Genomic DNA, 16,345 nt, shown 5'->3' with positions numbered 1-16,345 from the left:
CTGGTGATCGGCAACAGCGCCTATCGCTCGGTGACGCCTTTGGTGAACCCGGCCAATGACGCCAACGACATGGCGGCGGCGCTGGGGCGGATCGGCTATGCGGTGACCCTGGTCAAGGACGGCGACCTGGCGGCGATGAATGACGGGCTGAGGGCGTTCCTGCGCGATGCCGACCATGCCGACAGCGTGGTGGTGTTCTATTCGGGCCATGGCGTGCAGGTGAAGGGGCGCAACTACCTGGTGCCTGTCTCGGCCAAGATCTCGGACGAGCTCGATCTGGACACCCAGACCCTGTCGTTGGACAAGCTGCTGGAACTGGTCGACAGCGCGGCGCCGAAGGTGAAGATCGTGATCCTTGATTCGTGCCGGGACAATCCCCTGACGCGCCAGCTGACGCGGGGGGCGGGGACGCGCGGGCTGGCCCGCATCGATCTCGACGCCTCCTCGGCCAAGGGCACGCTGATCGCCTTCTCCACGGCGCCGGGTTCGGTGGCGCAGGATGGCAGCGGGCGCAACTCGCCCTTCACCACGGCGCTGCTCGCCCATATGGAGACGCCCGGCCTCGACATCCGCCAGATGTTCGGCCAGGTCAGGGCCGATGTCGACCAGTCGACCCAGGGTGGCCAGACCCCCTGGGTGAACGAGGCCATCATCGGTTCCTTCGCCATGGCCGGAAAGGCGGAGAATGTGCAGCCGGTCAAAGCAGTCGGCGCCACCAGCACGACGCCGGTCAATCCGCCGGCACAGACCGGGGCCGATCTCGCACCCGCCGTGACGACGGAGGGCGGCAACCAGGCAAGCTCCCCGCCGCAGCAGAGCGCAGCCCTCGACTTTGCAGCGCCAGACAGGACCGTGCCTGCGTCCGTGTCGCCGAGCTTTCCCTGCAATGGCCGCCTGAACCCCACCGAAAACGCCATCTGCCAGGATGGCGACCTCGCCACCCTCGATCAGACGCTGTCATCCGCCTATGGCGTGATCAACGCCGCCCTGCCGAAGGACTTGCAGGCCAAGCTGAAGGCGAACCAGACGGCCTGGCGTGCCCAACGCGACGAGTGCGGCGCGGATGCCGCCTGCATCGGTGTGAGCTACCGGCAGCGTCTCGCCTTCCTGAAGAGCCTGGTCGACAAGGCGGCCGGCACGCCCTCCACGTCGCCCAGCTTCCCCTGCGGCGGACGCCTCAATCCGAGCGAGCGCGCCATCTGCCAGAGCGATACGCTGGCGCGGCTCGACCTTGCTCTCGACAGCGTGTTCAAGGCCCGGTTCAGGAATCTGGCGAAAGCCGACCAGGTCGCCCTGTCGGCCAGCCAGACGGCCTGGCGCACCAATCGTGACCGCTGTGGGGCAACCGCCAGCTGCATCGAAGCCGCCTATCGGCAGAGACTGAGCTACTTCCAGTCCCTGCAATAGGCCGCTTTGGCCGCACCGGAATGGCGGCGGATCACGTCGCCGGCTTGAGGCGATCCCGCCGCAGCCAGCGCAGCGTCATCAGCACGGCGACTGCCGTCAGCCCGCTCACCAGGCCGGCCCAGATACCGGCACCGCCCCAGCCGAAATGGAAGCCGAGCAGGATGCCGAGCGGCAGCCCCGCCACCCAGTAGCCGATGGCGGCGAACAGCATCGGGATCACCGTGTCGTGCAGGCCGCGCAGCATGCCGGCAGCCACGACCTGGGCCCCGTCGGTGATCTGGAACAGGCCGGCGAAGATCAGGAACAGGCTGGCTCTGGCCACCACATCGGCGTTGACCGGATCCGCAAGATCGATGAACCGGCCGATCAGCAGATGCGGTGCGATCAGCATGAAGGCCGCTGCCGCGCACATGAAGCCGACACCGAGGACATAGGCCGTCCAGCCGGAGCGGCTGATGGCATGCCGGTCGCCGGCGCCATAGGCGAGGCCGACCCTCACGGTCGCCGCCTGACCGAGGCCGAGCGGCACCATGAAGCTGATCGAGGCGATCTGGATGGCGATGCCATGTGCCGCGAGGTCCGTCTCGCCGATGCGTCCCATCAGGAAGGCCGCGGCGTTGAAGACGGTGACCTCGAAGGCGAGCGTCACGGCGATGGGCACACCCAGCCGGAAGATCTGCCAGAGCCGTTCCCAATCGGGGCGCCACAGGTTCTGGAACAGTTGATAGTGCCGGAACGGCCGGCTGAAGGCCAGGAAGGCGGCCAGCAGCAGGAAGAAGATCCAGGTCGCGATCGTGGTGGCGATGCCTGGGCCCGACACGCCGAGCGCGGGCAGGCCGAGATGGCCGAAAGTGAGGCCCCAGGCCAGGATGGCATTGATGATGATGCCGGCAAGCGCACTCCACAGGGCAGCACGGGGCTGCCCCATGGCCGCCGCCGCCGAACGCAGGGCGATGTAGCCGACGAAGGCCGGCAGCGACCAGGACAGGCCGCCGAGATATTGCGAGGCATGCCTGGCGATCTCGGGGTTCTGGCCGAGATGCAGCATGATCCATTCGCCGTTCATCAGGCAGGCGAGGCCCGGGATCGAGACGATCAGCGATGTCCACAATCCCTGCTGCACCGTCCGGCGGATATCGCGGCCGCTGTCGTCGCCGGCGCCGAGGGCGCTGGCAACCATCGGTGCCACCGCTGTCACCACCCCCAATCCGATGATGGCAAAGAAAAAGAACAGGTTGTTGGCCAGGGTCACGGCGGCGATCGCCTGCGACCCCAATTCACCGACGAGGATGAGATTGGTGGTGGTCAAAGCCAGCTCGACCAGATTGGTCAGAATGAGAGGCCAGGCCAGGATGAGGGTTTCGAGTGCTTCCCGGCTCCAGCTCTGGTGACCACCGAGGCTCGCTTGCGAGCCTGCAGGCGGAAATACCGTAGCCATTTGGTCGTTTCCATTGCTTATTTGAAATTGGAGCGCGGGCCGCGCCCTGATTGGTGCGCAGCCCCCGTTCGGCCTCAGAAATGTCGGGATGGAAAGGCGAGTGGCCGCCTTTCTATTTGAACACTTCCTTCACCGCTTCGACGGGCTGCGGCTTTGGGCGTTCGATATTGGGCAGGAAAATCGTCAGCAGCCCGATCATCGGCAGGAAGGAGCAGACCTTGTAGACGAATTCGATACTGGTCTTGTCGGCGAGAACGCCGAGCGCCGCGGCACCGACGCCGCCCATGCCGAAGGCGAGACCGAAGAACAATCCGGCGATCATGCCGGTCTTGCCAGGCACCAGCTCCTGCGCGAACACCACGATGGCCGAAAAGGCGGAGGACAGGATGAAGCCGATGATCACCGCCAGCACCGGTGTCCAGGTCAGGTTGGCATAGGGCAGGGCCAGGCTGAAAGGCAGCACGCCCAGGATCGAGACCCAGATCACATATTTGCGCCCGATACGGTCACCGATCGGCCCGCCGAGCAGCGTGCCGGCCGCTGCAGCGAACAGGAAGATGAAGAGCTGCATCTGCACGGCTTCGGGCGGCAGGCCGAAACGATCTTCGAGATAGAGCGTGTAGTAGCTCGACAGCGATGCCATGTAGAAGAATTTGGAGAAGACCAGTGCCAGCAGCACCGCCAGCGAGGCGATGACGCGGCCGCGCGACAACGAGGCCACGGCCGACACGGTTCTGGTCTTGATACCGGCCGTGTGGCGCCGATAGGCGGCATACCAATTGCCGACATTCCACAGGATGAACATGGCGAGCAGGGCGATCACCGAGAAGATGGCGATCGAATGCTGGCCATAGGGCAGCACGATGAAGGCGGCCAGCAGTGGCCCGATCGAGGTGCCGAGATTGCCGCCGACCTGAAAGACCGACTGTGCCAGGCCGGTCTTGCCGCCGGAAGCCATGCGCGCGACGCGTGACGATTCGGGATGGAAGACCGAAGAGCCGGTGCCGACCAGCATGGCGGCGATCAGGACTGTGGCGTAATTTTGGGCATAGGCGAGCAGCACCAGGCCGATAAGGCTGAGGCCCATGCCGACGGTAAGCGAATAGGGCAGGGGGCGGCGGTCGGTATAGAGGCCGACGAAAGGTTGCAGCAGCGATGCCGTCAGCTGGAAGGCCAGCGTGATCAGGCCGATCTGGGTGTAGCTGAGGGCGTAATTGTCACGCAGCATCGGATAGATCGAGGGGATCAACGACTGGATGGTGTCGTTGAGGCAATGCGAGACGCTGATCGCCATCAGGATCGAATAGGCCGTGCGCTCGGGGCTGAATGCACCTGAGGAGGGCAGGGTGGCTGCTTTGGCGTCCATACGTCACTGCTAGACCCGCGGCGGCACGCGGGGTGCGAACGCGGACTATCCCTTTGTTGCGGCACGAAAAATCGGCATCTTGGCGCACGCCAAGGCCGATCGGGCCTGGTTCCGCTGGGCTATGCGGGTGATGGGAAGAGATGCGGGAGCCGCCCGCTAAACCGTTTTAGCCGAATGTCGCCAAGCGGGGAATATCGAGACGCGTCGTCATCAATAAATCTTCGTGATGATATTCATCACGCTGACGCGATGAAAAGCAGGTCGGGACGGCAAGGGTCGGAAAACAAAATCGCGATCCGGGCTGGCCAGGATCGCGATCGGACTATCGGGCGGGCATGGCAGGCCCGAAGCTGGAGAGGAGCTCAGATCGGCTCGTTCTCGGCGCTGGCGACGCGGTCGATATGGCCGCGATACATGCCCAGATCCAGCATGTCGCGATAGCTCAGTTCGCGGCGCACGGTCGCGAGGCGACGGCGGTTGCGATAGGCTACGAGGCGGGCGGAGAGGGCGTTGATGAGAGCGACGGTCGTCACGGGAGTGGTTCCAGAAAAAGCGCTACGTTTACTGCGCTGCATATATAGGCAAATCGCGGCAAAATTTGTGCAGAATCGCACGCGCAAAGTCGTATGCCCGGCATGCTATTTTTGCATGGTTTAGAGGAAGTTACCGGCGGATGTGCCGGGGCGGGATGCCCAAAGCTCGGATGGCTTGCCGGTACGGAGGTCGGCCAGCTTATGCTGCAATGCAACATGGCCAGGTAGGTTTCTGTTCAGCCCTGTGCTTTATTCCTTCCTCGATGAGAAGGATCGGGATCGACATGGCCCGACGCAAAAGCGTTTGTGGGTTGAATGAAACGCCTCGAACCCAAACACGCGTCGAACCAACGAGTTCGGGCAAGGCCGCGTTTTCGCCAAAACGTGCCTTGCTCAGGGGGACCGGGAGAATTGCATGCGCAAGAGCTGGCTGGCGGCCTTGGCCGTTTCGACTTTGGTTCCTTTCATGTCGGCCAGGGCCGAAGAGTCGATGAAGGGAATCTTCACGGCGCGGGAGGCCTGCCCGGCTCTCCAGTCGATCCGCAAGCAGACCAATCCCGGCGATGTCAAATTGACGCCCGGGCAGGATTATCGGCTGCTTGCCGGCAACAAGCCCGATCCGACCTTTTATCGCGTCCAGGTCGAAGATGCCCAGCCGGCGCAGCGCTGGGTGCCCGTCTCCTGCGGTGAGGTCAAGGCGGGCGATAATGGCACCCCCGCCACGCCGGGTGCGGGCAAGCCTGGCCCGGCCAGATCTGATGCGGCAATTTCGGCGGGTGGGGCTTCCTATGTCTTCGCCATCAGCTGGCAGGCCGCCTTTTGCGAGGGGCTGCCCGACAAGACAGAGTGCCGTACGCAAACCGCCGATCGCTATGACGCCAGCCATTTCACGCTGCACGGGCTCTGGCCGCAGCCGCGCGGCAATGCCTATTGCGGCGTGGCGCGGCGCGATATCGAGGCTGACAAGGCCCATCGCTGGGAGGACCTGCCCGAGCCCCAGCTCGAGCCGGCGACGCGTACGGCCCTGGAGAAGGCCATGCCCGGCACCGCCTCCTTCCTCGATCGACACGAATGGATCGAGCATGGCACCTGCTTCTTCGAGAAATCGGCCGATGCCTATTTCCGCCGCTCGGTGGCTCTGATCGGCGAGATCAACGCCTCGCCCGTCCAGAAGTTGTTCGCCGACAATGTCGGCAAGGAAATCGACACCAGCCAGATTCGCAGCGCCTTCGACCAGGGTTTCGGTGCGGGGGCCGGCGAGCGGGTGCGCTTTGCCTGCAAGCGTGACGGCAGCCGCAGCATCATCGTGGAAATGACAATCGGCTTGCGCGGCGAGGTCAAGGACGGTGCCAAGCTGGCCGACCTGATCGCCGGCGCCTCGCCGACGGATCAGGGCTGCAAGGCCGGTATCGTCGATCCGGTCGGACTGCAGTGAGGGCCGGCCTTGGAGACGGAACTCTATCTACCGGTCAAGGCCTTCCTGGAGTCGCTTGATTTTGCGGTGAAAGGCGAGATCGGCGGCTGTGATGTCCTGGCCCTGCGCGAAGGCGAGCCGCCGGTGGCGGTGATCTGCGAGCTCAAGCAGAGCTTCAACCTGGAACTGGTGCTGCAAGGCGTCGACAGGGCCGGAGCCTGCGACGAGATCTGGCTCGCGGCCCGTCTCTCCGCGCGCGGCAAGGGGCGCGAGAGCGATGCGCGTTTCCGCAATCTCTGCCGCCGTCTCGGCTTTGGATTGCTGGGGGTGTCCGATAGCGGGGAGGTGCAGATCATCGTCACGCCTGAGGCGCCGTTCCCGCGCCGCGATCCCAAGCGCCGTTCCCGCCTGTTGAGAGAGCACCGCAAGCGCCAGGGCGATCCTGTCGTCGGCGGCTCGACCCGTGCGCCGCAGATGACGGCCTATCGCCAGCAGGCGCTGGCCTGTGCCGCCGCACTGGTGGTGGCACCGCAACGCCGGCGGGACCTCGCCAAGACCGTGCCCGACGCCCCGAAGATCCTGCAGGGCAATGTCTACGGCTGGTTCGAGCGGGTCGAGAAAGGCATCTACGGCCTGACATCCGCAGGCCGTGAAGCCCTGGAGCGTTGGCCGCAGACTTGCCCATGACGAAATGAGGGGCGGGCCCCTTACACGAAGGGCGTGAAAATGTCGGGGCGTGGCGGCAGCAGGCGGCGGAAATAGGCCCGGCCTTCTTCCGAGACGGCGTTGGCGCCTGTGAAGAAGCTGTCGGGCATGTGACGGGTGCGCCCGGCGACCTGGTCGAGGGCGACAATGCGCGGCGAGGTATGCTTGCCGTCATGGTGCAGCACCACCGAGCCCGAGCCGGTAAAGGCGCTCTGGGCCGCGAAGGCACCGGCCTCGAAGGCTTCCTTGGCATCGGTCTCGTCGATGATGCCGATATAGCCCCGCGGCAGATAGCCCAGCGTGTCGACACGGGCGCGCGCCTTGGGGAAGCGCTGCTTCAAGGCCTTCTGGATCTCGATGCCGAGATCGCCGCCGGTGAGCTGCACATTGCCATGGGCGTCACGCTCGACCGTGCCGGCGGCGAGTGCCTCGGCGAGGGGACGGCCAGCCTCGTCCTGGACGCCTTCCGACATCGAGACGATGCAGCGGCCGATACGGGTGTAGACCATGTCGACGTCATCGAGGAACTGCTCGACCGAGAAGGGCTTTTCGGGCGTGTAGATCAGATGGGGCGCGTCCTCCGGGCCCTGCTGCCAGCCGGCAGCCGCGGCGCTGAGGAAGCCTGCATGCCGGCCCATGACGATGGCGACATAAATGCCCGGCATCGCCCGGAAATCGAGATCCATGCTGACGAAGGCATTGGCGACGAAAGCGGCCGCCGAGATGAAGCCCGGTACGTGGTCGTTCTCCATCAGGTCGTTGTCGATCGTCTTGGGGGCGTGCACGAAGCTGCAGGAACCGGTCGACTGCTGGCGCAGGAGATCGAGCGTGCCGGCCGTGTCATTGCCACCGATATAGATGAAGCCGCGGGCATCGAGCTTTTCCAGCGCCTGCAGGATGGTCTGGCAATAGGCTGGATCGGGCTTGTCCCGCGTCGAGCCGAGGCCCGAATTCGGGGTGCGGGCCAGGCGCTCAAGATCGCTTTCCGAAAGCGCGGTGAGGTCGACGAGATCGCCGCGCGTCAGCCCCCGGACGCCGTGGCGGGCGCCGAGGATGCGCAGTGACGGGTCGTGCCGGCGGGCGGCAACGATGGCGCCGCAGAGTGTCTGATTGATCACGGCGGTCGGGCCGCCTCCTTGAGCGATGACAATCGACGACATGGAGCCTCCCTGGCAATCTGGTTTCCAGTTGCTTAGCCTCGAAAGCGCCGGTCGGCAACGAGCGACTTGGGTGAAGGAGCGTGAAGTACAGCCGCCATTGCAAACGAAGGCGGCGATGCTTCATTCGGGGGCAAGGCGATCAGGACGTCGGCCTTCCCATCGGCATGCCGACATGCCTTACGCGATGGCGGCGGCATGCCGGCTTTCGTGTTTCGACTCTCTTTCGGCTTGCCATGGGGCGCTCCGACCGGCCGCGCAGATGCCTTGATGTCGCCGATATGCCAATGGGTTGGCGGCGTTGCGCACGGCATCGAAACCGCGAATGGATTTTGCGGTGGGAAGCGCTCCATCCGCTGTCAGTTCGATGGGATTCAGGCCTTGACAATACAGCCCCGCAATGGAATGAATTTTCTATAATTAAAAAAAATGATCTATTAATCTCGCCCTCGGGATTGAAAGAAATCAATGGTGGTTTCGCTACGTCGGAATTGGGGCAATGCACCGAAGCGAACGCAGGGAGAAGCCGAGGGTAAACCCTGCAACCATATTACCTGTCATATTTGCTTCATTTCTTCGTCATTGAGGCGCAGCCAGTGAAGTCTTAAACGACGCCGTCCTTTTAAGAAGCGGCGCATCCTGAGGGAGTATGTGATGAAGTTGAGCGTTCTGGCTTCGGCCGTGGTTCTTCTGGCCAGTGTATCCACCGGGGCCCTCGCGGCCACCGACATCCAGTGGTGGCATGCGATGACGGGGGCCAACAACGACCGCATCGTCAAGCTGGCCAATGATTTCAATGCCAGCCAGAGCGACTATCGGATCGTTCCTGCGTATAAGGGGTCCTATCCCGATACGATGAATGCCGGCATTGCCGCGTTCCGGGCCGGCAATGCGCCCGATATCCTGCAGGTCTTCGAAGTCGGTACCGCCACCATGATGGCGGCCAAGGGCGCCATCAAGCCAGTCTACCAGCTGATGAAGGATGCGGGCGAACCCTTCGACCAAAAGTCCTACCTGCCTGCCGTCACCGGTTATTATTCCAATGCCAAGGGCGAGATGCTGTCCTTTCCCTTCAACTCCTCGACCATGGTGATGTGGGTCAACGAGGATGCGCTGAAGAAGGCCAATCTGACGGCGGCACCCAAGACCTGGCCGGAAGCTTTCGAGGCGGCCAAGAAGCTGAAGGCAGCCGGTTACGCCACCTGCGGCATTTCCACGGCCTGGACCACCTGGGCCAATATCGAGGAGCTGTCGGCCTGGCACAACGTGCCGCTGTCGACCAAGGCCAACGGCTTGGATGGCTTCGATACCGAATTGAAGTTCAACAATCCGGTGGTGGTGAAGCATCTGGAAAACCTGGTCGAGGCCCAGAAGGACAAGACCTTCGACTATTCCGGCCGCACCAATCAGGGCGAGGGGCGCTTCACCTCGGGCGAATGCCCGCTGTTCCTGACCTCCTCGGCCTTCCTGGGCAACGTCAAGGCCAATGCCAAGTTCAAATATTCCGTGGCGCCGATGCCTTATTATCCCGATGTGCAGGGCGCGCCGCAGAACTCGATCATCGGCGGCGCTTCGCTGTGGGTGATGGGCGGCAAGTCGGACGAATCCTATAAGGGCATCGCCAAGTTCCTGACCTATCTGTCGAAGCCCGACGTGCAGGCCTGGTGGGCCCAGGAGACCGGCTATCTGCCGATCACCCCGGCTGCCTACGAGCTCTCCAAGAAACAGGGCTTCTATGCCAAGGATCCCAACAGCGAAGTCGCCGTGCTGGAGCTGACCAACAAGGCACCGACGGAAAATTCCCGCGGGCTGCGTCTGGGCAACCTCGCCCAGATCCGCGATGTCTGGGCCGAGGAGATCGAGCAGGCCCTGGCCGGCAAGAAAACTGCGCAGGCCGCGATGGACGATGCCGTCCGCCGGGGCGATGCGATCCTGAAGACCTTCGCCCGCACCGCGGGGCGATAACAGGCCCGTAAGCCTTAGCGAAAAGACGCTGACCTTCGTCATGCCCGGGCTTGGCCCGGGCACCCTGTCCAGCACCGTCACTGTCTGGGCTGGGTGCTGGATTGCCGGGTCAAGCCCGGCAATGACAAAGGTCGAGAGGGTTAAAGCATCGCGCCGAAAGGGGTTGCCGGTTTTCGGCAATAGCGATGCGGCCATTAGGATCGACCATGGAAAAACGCTCTGTCTTCTCCGGCAAGACCCTGCCTTGGCTGCTGCTGGCGCCGCAATTGGCGATCACGCTGATCTTCTTCTATTGGCCGGTGCTGCAGGCGATCCGGCAATCCTTCTTCATCGAGGATAGTTTCGGCACCACCTCCGAATTCGTCGGGTTCGAGAATTACCAGCTCCTGTTCCAGCAACCGGAATATTACAAGGCCGTCGGCGTCACCCTGGTATTCGCCGGCCTGGTCTCGGTGCTGTCGCTCGGGCTGGCCTTGATCCTGGCCGTGCAGGCGGACAAGAAGATCAAGGGCGCCTCCTTCTATCGCACCATGCTGGTATGGCCCTATGCGGTGGCGCCGGCGGTGGCTGGCGTGCTCTGGCTCTTCATGTTCCAGCCCTCGCTCGGCCTGGTGGCGCGTGGCCTCAAGCAGCTGGGCCTGCCCTGGGATCCCCTGCTCAACGGCAATCACGCCATGATCCTGGTGGTGCTGGCGGCAACCTGGAAGCAGATCTCCTACAACTTCCTGTTCTTCCTGGCGGGGCTGCAATCGATTCCCAAATCGCTGATCGAGGCGGCGGCCATCGACGGCGCCCGGCCGGCGCGGCGCTTCTGGACCATCATCCTGCCGATGCTGTCGCCCACGACCTTCTTCCTACTCGTCATCAACATCGTCTACGTCTTCTTCGACACGTTCGGCATCATCGATGCGGTGACGCATGGCGGTCCGGCCGGGGAGACCATCACCATGGTGTTCAAGGTCTATAATGACGGCCAGAGCGGCGGCGATCTTGGCGGCTCGGCGGCGCAGTCGGTGATCCTGCTGATCATGGTGATCGCCATGACCACCCTGCAGTTCCGTTTCATCGAGAAGAAAGTGACTTATTGATGATCTGTTTCTCGTTGCTATCGAGAGGAACGGCTCATGGTTGAGAACCGCCGTTTCGGTAACCTTCTGCCCCACGCCATTCTGATCCTGGGCGTACTGGTCCTGGCCTTCCCGGTGTGGCTGGCCTTCGTGGCCTCTACCCATGATGCCACCACCATCATCAACGGTCAGATCGGCGTGCTGCCGGGCCCCGACCTGATCAAGAACTACACCCAGACCCTGTTTCACGGCACGGAGGGGGCTACGCGCGAACCGGTGCTCACCATGCTGACCACCAGCCTGATCATGGCGGTGGCGATCGCGGTGGGTAAGATCGTGATCTCGCTGATCTCGGCCTTCGCCATCGTCTATTTCCGTTTCCGCTTCCGCATGTTCGCCTTCTGGCTGATCTTCATCACCCTGATGCTGCCGGTGGAAGTGCGCATCTATCCCACCTACAAGATCGTTTCCGACCTGCATCTGCTCGATACCTATGCCGGCCTGACCCTGCCCTTGATCGCTTCGGCGACGGCGACCTTGCTGTTCCGCCAGTTCTTCATGACCATTCCGGACGAATTGCTGGAAGCTTCCAAGATCGACGGCGCCGGCCCGCTGAAATTCTTCAAGGATACCGTGCTGCCGCTCTCCATCACCTCGATCGCGGCGATGTTCGTGATCCAGTTCATCTATGGCTGGAACCAGTATTTGTGGCCCTTGCTGATCACCACCCAGGATTCGATGCAGACCATCGTCATCGGTATCCGCAAGATGATCACCACCCAGGACGCCCTGACCGAATGGCAGATCGCCATGGCGACCGCGATCCTGGCCATGCTGCCGCCGGTGGTGGTGGTCGTCGTCATGCAGAAGCTCTTCGTCAAGGGCCTGGTCGAGACCGAGAAGTGAGTAACCGATGGCTCAAGTCGTTCTGAACAACGTCAAGAAGATCTACGACAACGGCTACGAGGCGGTGAAGGGCGTGAGCTTCACCGTGCCGGATGGCGGCTTTTGCGTGCTGGTCGGGCCCTCCGGCTGCGGCAAGTCGACCTTGCTGCGCATGGTGGCCGGGCTGGAGCGCATCTCCTCGGGCGATGTCCACATCGGCGAGCGCCGCGTCAACGAGATCGAGCCGATGGACCGGGATATCGCCATGGTGTTCCAGAATTACGCGCTCTATCCGCATATGTCGGTTTACGACAACATGGCCTATGGCCTGCGCAACCGCAAAACCGCCGAGGGCGAGATCGGCCAGCGGGTGAAGGAAGCGGCCCGCATCCTCGAGCTCAGCGACGACATGCTCAAGCGCAAGCCGCGCCAGCTCTCCGGCGGCCAGCGCCAGCGCGTGGCGATGGGCCGGGCCATCGTGCGTCAGCCGGCCGCCTTCCTGTTCGACGAGCCGCTCTCCAATCTCGACGCCAAGCTGCGCGTGCAGATGCGCGGCGAGATCAAGCAATTGCAGCAGCGCCTGGGCACCACTTCGATCTATGTCACCCACGACCAGCTCGAGGCGATGACCCTGGCCGACGTGCTGGTGGTGCTGAATGGCGGTGAAATCGAGCAGATCGGTGCTCCACTCGAGATCTACCGCAAGCCCGCCTCCACCTTCGTGGCGGCGTTCATCGGCTCGCCCGCCATGAACATCCTGAAAGCGCGGGGGGAGGGCAATACGCTCATTCTCGGGCAGACGCGCCTGACCCTGCCGGGAAAAGTTCCGGGCGAGGTCCTGGTCGGCCTGCGCGCCGAGGACCTGCAGCCGGTCTCAGCCCCGACGCCGGGCAGCCTGGCCGTGAAGCTACGCTATGTCGAGGAGCTCGGCGCGCATCGCCTTGTCCATGGCGATATCGACGGGCAGCCAATCGTCGTCGCGCTTGGCATGGAACATGCCGTCGCCGACGACATGCAGTTTGCTGTCGACACGAACATGATTCATCTTTTTGATAATGAAACTCGATTGAGAATCTCGGATTGAATCGCGTATTGATTGAAAGGTAGTCGATGCAGTGTTGGCATCGATTGTCGTGTAATCTTTCGATCATAAAGTTTTTCAGATGAAGAAAGTAAATAAGATGATATTGGCGATCGCTGCAGGCGTCGCTATAGCACCTTCTTTCGCCTATGCAGGACCTAAGCAAGTAACCGTGCCTCGCGGTAAACCCTATCCCGTATTGGCCATTGGTATATACGGTGCTGGTACATGCGAAGTTTATCCTGTCAGAGATATCCGTATCGCATCGGGGCCGGCTCATGGTGCCGCGCAACTCATAACCGTGGCGACCAAGCTAGGCCAGAACACAGGCGTGTGTGCGGGCACCGCCACGAAGGCACCGGTCATCGTCTACAGATCCGCGGCCAACTATACGGGCGTCGACCACATCACTGTGACCTGGATGGCCCCCTCACATACTGACAATGTGCGATTTGTACCCAACGAAATGGAGATCGAGATCACGGTCAAATGATGATGCTCTGATCCGACACGACCATGAGGTTGACAGATCATGGGCCCTCTTGGTTGTCTGACCGTCGAGCCGACGATGCGAATGAGGAATGGAGGCGCTGACCCTCCTCGGCTGACGCAGGAGAGTCGCATGCCCAAGCTCGACCGCATTCTCGAAACCGCCATCTATGTCGACGATCTCGATCGCGCTGCGCATTTCTACGAGACGGTGCTGCAACTTCCTTCCTTGCTGAAGATGGAGCGGCTCTATGCCTATGATGTGGGCGGTGCCAGCGTCCTGCTCGTCTTCAAGAAGGGCGCCTCCGATCATGACATGACATCGCCGGTCGGCACCATTCCGGGCCATGACGCGGCGGGGCGCATCCATGTCGCCTTTGCCATTGGTGCCGCTGAGCTGGCGGAGTGGGAGGCGCGGCTGGTGGCGCATGAGGTCGTGGTGGAAGGGCGTACCCATTGGCCGGCGGGCGGAGACAGCATCTATTTCCGCGATCCCGACGGCCATATGCTGGAACTTGCCACGCCAGGCCTGTGGCGGACCTATTGATGCAGAGGGCCGTGGCGTGTGCCGGGCCCGAAAGGACGGAAGTTTCCGATGTCGTTGATCACCACCATCGCCGAACTCGAGACACTCTATAGTGAGCCGGTGCAGCCTGCCGCCCGCATCAAGGTGCTCGACCACGTGTCCGATCAGTATCACGGCTTCATCCAGGCCTCGCCTTTCATGATACTTGCCTCGGTGGGGCGATCTGGCGTCGATTGTTCGCCGCGTGGCGACCCGGCCGGCTTCGTGCGTGTCGCCGATCGCAAGACCCTGATCATTCCCGACAGGCGCGGCAACAACCGGCTGGATTCGCTGCGAAACATTGTCGAGGACCCGCGCGTCCATCTTCTCTTCATGATTCCCGGCATCGGCGAGACGCTGCGCGTAGTCGGCCGTGCCGTGATCTCGACCGATGCGGAACTGTGCGCGAGCTTCACCATGCAGGGCAAGGCGCCCCGCACCGTTATCATCGTCACGGTGGAAGAGGCCTACACTCAGTGCCAGAAGGCGCTGGTGCGCTCCAAGCTCTGGGATCCCTCGACCCAGATTTCGCGGACGGAATTGCCCACCATGGGCCAGATCCTGAGCACGATTACCAAGGGCGATTTCGATGGCGAAGCCTATGACAAGGCCTATCCGGAACGCCTGCGCCAGACGATCTATTGAAACCATCGGCCTGTCTGAACGGTCATATCGCCGTTAGAAGCATGTCGTAAGGCACCGCCCGTGGAGGATGATGTGATGGTTAGAATCAGGATTGCCGCTTTGCTTGCCGCCCTTGCGATGCTGCCGGGTACGGTCGGCACGGCGAGGGCCAAGGAAGCCTCGGTCGCCGACCGCGTGACCAAGCTCACGCGCGGGACCGCCTGGAAGCAGGTTGCGGCCATCCCCATCGCCTTCCCGACCTTCCATCCGCAGGGCATGGTCAAGATCGGCGAGGATTTCTTCGTGTCCTCGGTGAACATCCTCAAGCCGACCACCAAATATCCGGCGCCGCGCGAGGGCTACGATCGCGATACCGGCGAGGGCGAAGGCCATCTCTTCCGCATTTCCAAGGACGGCAAGCTGCTGGCTGACCTCAAGCTGGGTGAGGGCAGCATCTACCACCCCGGCGGCATCGACTTCGACGGCACGTTCATCTGGGTGCCGGTGGCCGAATATCGGCCGAACAGCCGGTCGATCATCTACAAGGTCGACCCGGCCACCATGAAGGCGGTGGAGGTGTTCCGCTTCAAGGACCATGTCGGCGGCATCGTCCACGACACCGAACGCAACTCGCTGCATGGCGTGAGTTGGGGATCGCGGCGCTTCTACGCCTGGCCGCTCGGGGCGGGCGGCAAGATCAGCAATGCCGATGCAGCGCCGGAGGCGCTGCGTGTGATGAACCCGGCACAGTATATCGACTATCAGGACTGCCACTATGCCGGCGGTTCGCGCATGCTCTGTTCCGGCCTGAATGCCTACAAGGTGACGCCGGACGCCGCGCCTTTCCGCCTGGGCGGCCTCGAACTGGTCGATCTCAAGGACAACAGGCCGGTCTGGCAGGTCCCCGTCGAACTGTGGGCACCCTCCGGCCTGCCGATGACCCAGAATCCGGCGTTCATCGAAGCCAGGGCCGGCGGGTTGCGGGCCTATTTCATGCCCGATGACGACAAGTCGACCCTGTTCGTGTACGAGGCGCAGACGCCTTGATGTCGAAGAGACCTTTGCGGTTGGCGAAGGGCCCGGCGTTCAGCCTCCGGCCGCGGAGCGGATGATCCGGCAGACATCGGAGCGGAAATCAGGGCCCGGTATCTGGCCCGGGTTCAGGATCATGGTGTAGTCGACGCGCGTGGCGTTGCCGCGCTTGCGGGCGACCATCTTGACTTCCTGGACGCGCCCGTTCCGCGCCCCGTCGTTGAGAGCCGTCAGAAGGCCGAGACGGCGGTTCACCTTGATGCCGACCCAGTAGCTGTTGAGATGGGCGGTTCGCGTCAGATTGTCGATCGCCTTGGCAGGGCTCAAGCCAGGAAAGACATCCCATGTCGAAATCGCCGGGGCCAGCCCTCCCGAAATGGTGAAGTTGGAGGAACAGGTCTGGGCGTTGGCGGCGGTTGCGCCGAACACAAGCAAGGCCGCGATACCGTATTTGATCATGGGATCCCGCTGCATGGTGAGACAATTCCGGCAAGGATCCTCTCGATAGCATGGTGACGTTAGGTTATCCATGCCGTCGATTGTACCGGGACCTCGGCTGCGAAGTTTGCCGACAGTACTTGGTCGGTCGACCGAAAAACCGTCAGGATTGTTCGCGC

General features: G+C 62.7%; 16 protein-coding genes. 11 read left to right on the top strand and 5 right to left on the bottom strand.

Annotated elements, in window-relative coordinates; translation table 11 throughout:
- The coding region (locus tag ACTJKX_RS30240; protein WP_440727527.1) for a caspase family protein at positions 1–1,407 on the top strand (1,407 nt) is incomplete at its 5' end.
- A 31-nt stretch (positions 1,408–1,438) separates the two neighbouring features.
- Here the strand turns inward: ACTJKX_RS30240 and ACTJKX_RS30235 are convergent.
- The 3 genes from ACTJKX_RS30235 to ACTJKX_RS30225 form a co-directional block, all read right to left on the bottom strand.
- On the bottom strand, positions 1,439–2,845 hold the full coding sequence (locus ACTJKX_RS30235; RefSeq protein WP_394307781.1) for an MATE family efflux transporter: 1,407 nt from the start codon (positions 2,843–2,845) through the stop codon (positions 1,439–1,441).
- 112 nt (positions 2,846–2,957) lie between these two features.
- Entirely contained in the window at positions 2,958–4,211 is a 1,254-nt protein-coding gene (locus tag ACTJKX_RS30230) for an MFS transporter (protein ID WP_394307783.1), read from the bottom strand.
- A 362-nt stretch (positions 4,212–4,573) separates the two neighbouring features.
- Positions 4,574–4,744 (bottom strand): hypothetical protein, encoded by a 171-nt coding sequence (locus tag ACTJKX_RS30225; protein WP_311941455.1) that lies wholly within the window; start codon positions 4,742–4,744, stop codon positions 4,574–4,576.
- Between the two features lie 415 nt (positions 4,745–5,159).
- On the opposite strand from ACTJKX_RS30225, the gene ACTJKX_RS30220 reads away from it, so the two are divergent.
- Together ACTJKX_RS30220 and ACTJKX_RS30215 are read left to right on the top strand one after the other, a co-directional pair.
- Complete coding sequence (locus ACTJKX_RS30220; protein ID WP_311941459.1) at positions 5,160–6,179, top strand: ribonuclease T2 family protein; 1,020 nt, start codon at positions 5,160–5,162, stop codon at positions 6,177–6,179.
- A gap of 9 nt (positions 6,180–6,188) precedes the next feature.
- On the top strand, positions 6,189–6,845 hold the full coding sequence (locus ACTJKX_RS30215; protein WP_440727526.1) for a DUF2161 domain-containing phosphodiesterase: 657 nt from the start codon (positions 6,189–6,191) through the stop codon (positions 6,843–6,845).
- 20 nt (positions 6,846–6,865) lie between these two features.
- On the opposite strand, the gene ACTJKX_RS30210 is transcribed toward ACTJKX_RS30215, so the two are convergent.
- The gene (locus tag ACTJKX_RS30210; protein WP_394307784.1) at positions 6,866–8,023 is read right to left on the bottom strand and encodes a diphosphate--fructose-6-phosphate 1-phosphotransferase; all 1,158 of its coding nucleotides are present in this window, start codon (positions 8,021–8,023) and stop codon (positions 6,866–6,868) included.
- A 651-nt stretch (positions 8,024–8,674) separates the two neighbouring features.
- Here ACTJKX_RS30210 and ugpB point away from each other — a divergent pair.
- From ugpB to ACTJKX_RS30170, 8 genes are all read left to right on the top strand, one after another.
- Positions 8,675–9,985 (top strand): sn-glycerol-3-phosphate ABC transporter substrate-binding protein UgpB, encoded by a 1,311-nt coding sequence (gene ugpB / locus ACTJKX_RS30205; RefSeq protein WP_440727525.1) that lies wholly within the window; start codon positions 8,675–8,677, stop codon positions 9,983–9,985.
- Between the two features lie 206 nt (positions 9,986–10,191).
- Positions 10,192–11,073: a sn-glycerol-3-phosphate ABC transporter permease UgpA gene (gene ugpA / locus ACTJKX_RS30200; RefSeq protein ID WP_068291323.1), complete on the top strand. Its 882-nt coding sequence runs from the start codon at positions 10,192–10,194 to the stop codon at positions 11,071–11,073.
- Positions 11,074–11,109: 36 nt separating this feature from the next.
- A complete protein-coding gene (ugpE, locus tag ACTJKX_RS30195) occupies positions 11,110–11,958 on the top strand; it encodes a sn-glycerol-3-phosphate ABC transporter permease UgpE (RefSeq protein ID WP_311941476.1) in 849 nt (282 codons plus the stop codon).
- A gap of 7 nt (positions 11,959–11,965) precedes the next feature.
- On the top strand, positions 11,966–13,021 hold the full coding sequence (ugpC, locus tag ACTJKX_RS30190) for a sn-glycerol-3-phosphate ABC transporter ATP-binding protein UgpC (RefSeq protein ID WP_367623366.1): 1,056 nt from the start codon (positions 11,966–11,968) through the stop codon (positions 13,019–13,021).
- 79 nt (positions 13,022–13,100) lie between these two features.
- A complete protein-coding gene (locus tag ACTJKX_RS30185; RefSeq protein ID WP_394307786.1) occupies positions 13,101–13,511 on the top strand; it encodes a hypothetical protein in 411 nt (136 codons plus the stop codon).
- A gap of 129 nt (positions 13,512–13,640) precedes the next feature.
- Complete coding sequence (locus tag ACTJKX_RS30180; protein WP_311941486.1) at positions 13,641–14,054, top strand: VOC family protein; 414 nt, start codon at positions 13,641–13,643, stop codon at positions 14,052–14,054.
- A 48-nt stretch (positions 14,055–14,102) separates the two neighbouring features.
- Positions 14,103–14,717: a pyridoxamine 5'-phosphate oxidase family protein gene (locus ACTJKX_RS30175; protein ID WP_440727524.1), complete on the top strand. Its 615-nt coding sequence runs from the start codon at positions 14,103–14,105 to the stop codon at positions 14,715–14,717.
- Between the two features lie 75 nt (positions 14,718–14,792).
- Positions 14,793–15,743 carry a DUF6454 family protein gene (locus ACTJKX_RS30170; RefSeq protein ID WP_440727523.1) on the top strand — a complete coding sequence of 317 codons (951 nt, stop codon included), beginning with the start codon at positions 14,793–14,795 and terminating at the stop codon, positions 15,741–15,743.
- A gap of 39 nt (positions 15,744–15,782) precedes the next feature.
- Here ACTJKX_RS30170 and ACTJKX_RS30165 read toward each other — a convergent pair whose 3' ends face one another.
- A complete protein-coding gene (locus tag ACTJKX_RS30165; protein WP_394307789.1) occupies positions 15,783–16,202 on the bottom strand; it encodes a hypothetical protein in 420 nt (139 codons plus the stop codon).
- Between the last annotated feature and the right edge of the window lie 143 nt (positions 16,203–16,345).

It is taken from the genome of Labrys sp. 22185 (genome assembly GCF_052045555.1).
GTDB lineage: Bacteria > Pseudomonadota > Alphaproteobacteria > Rhizobiales > Labraceae > Labrys > Labrys neptuniae.
The sequence above is the reverse complement of the archived record's forward strand: the minus strand, read 5'-3'. Positions and strand labels throughout refer to the sequence as shown.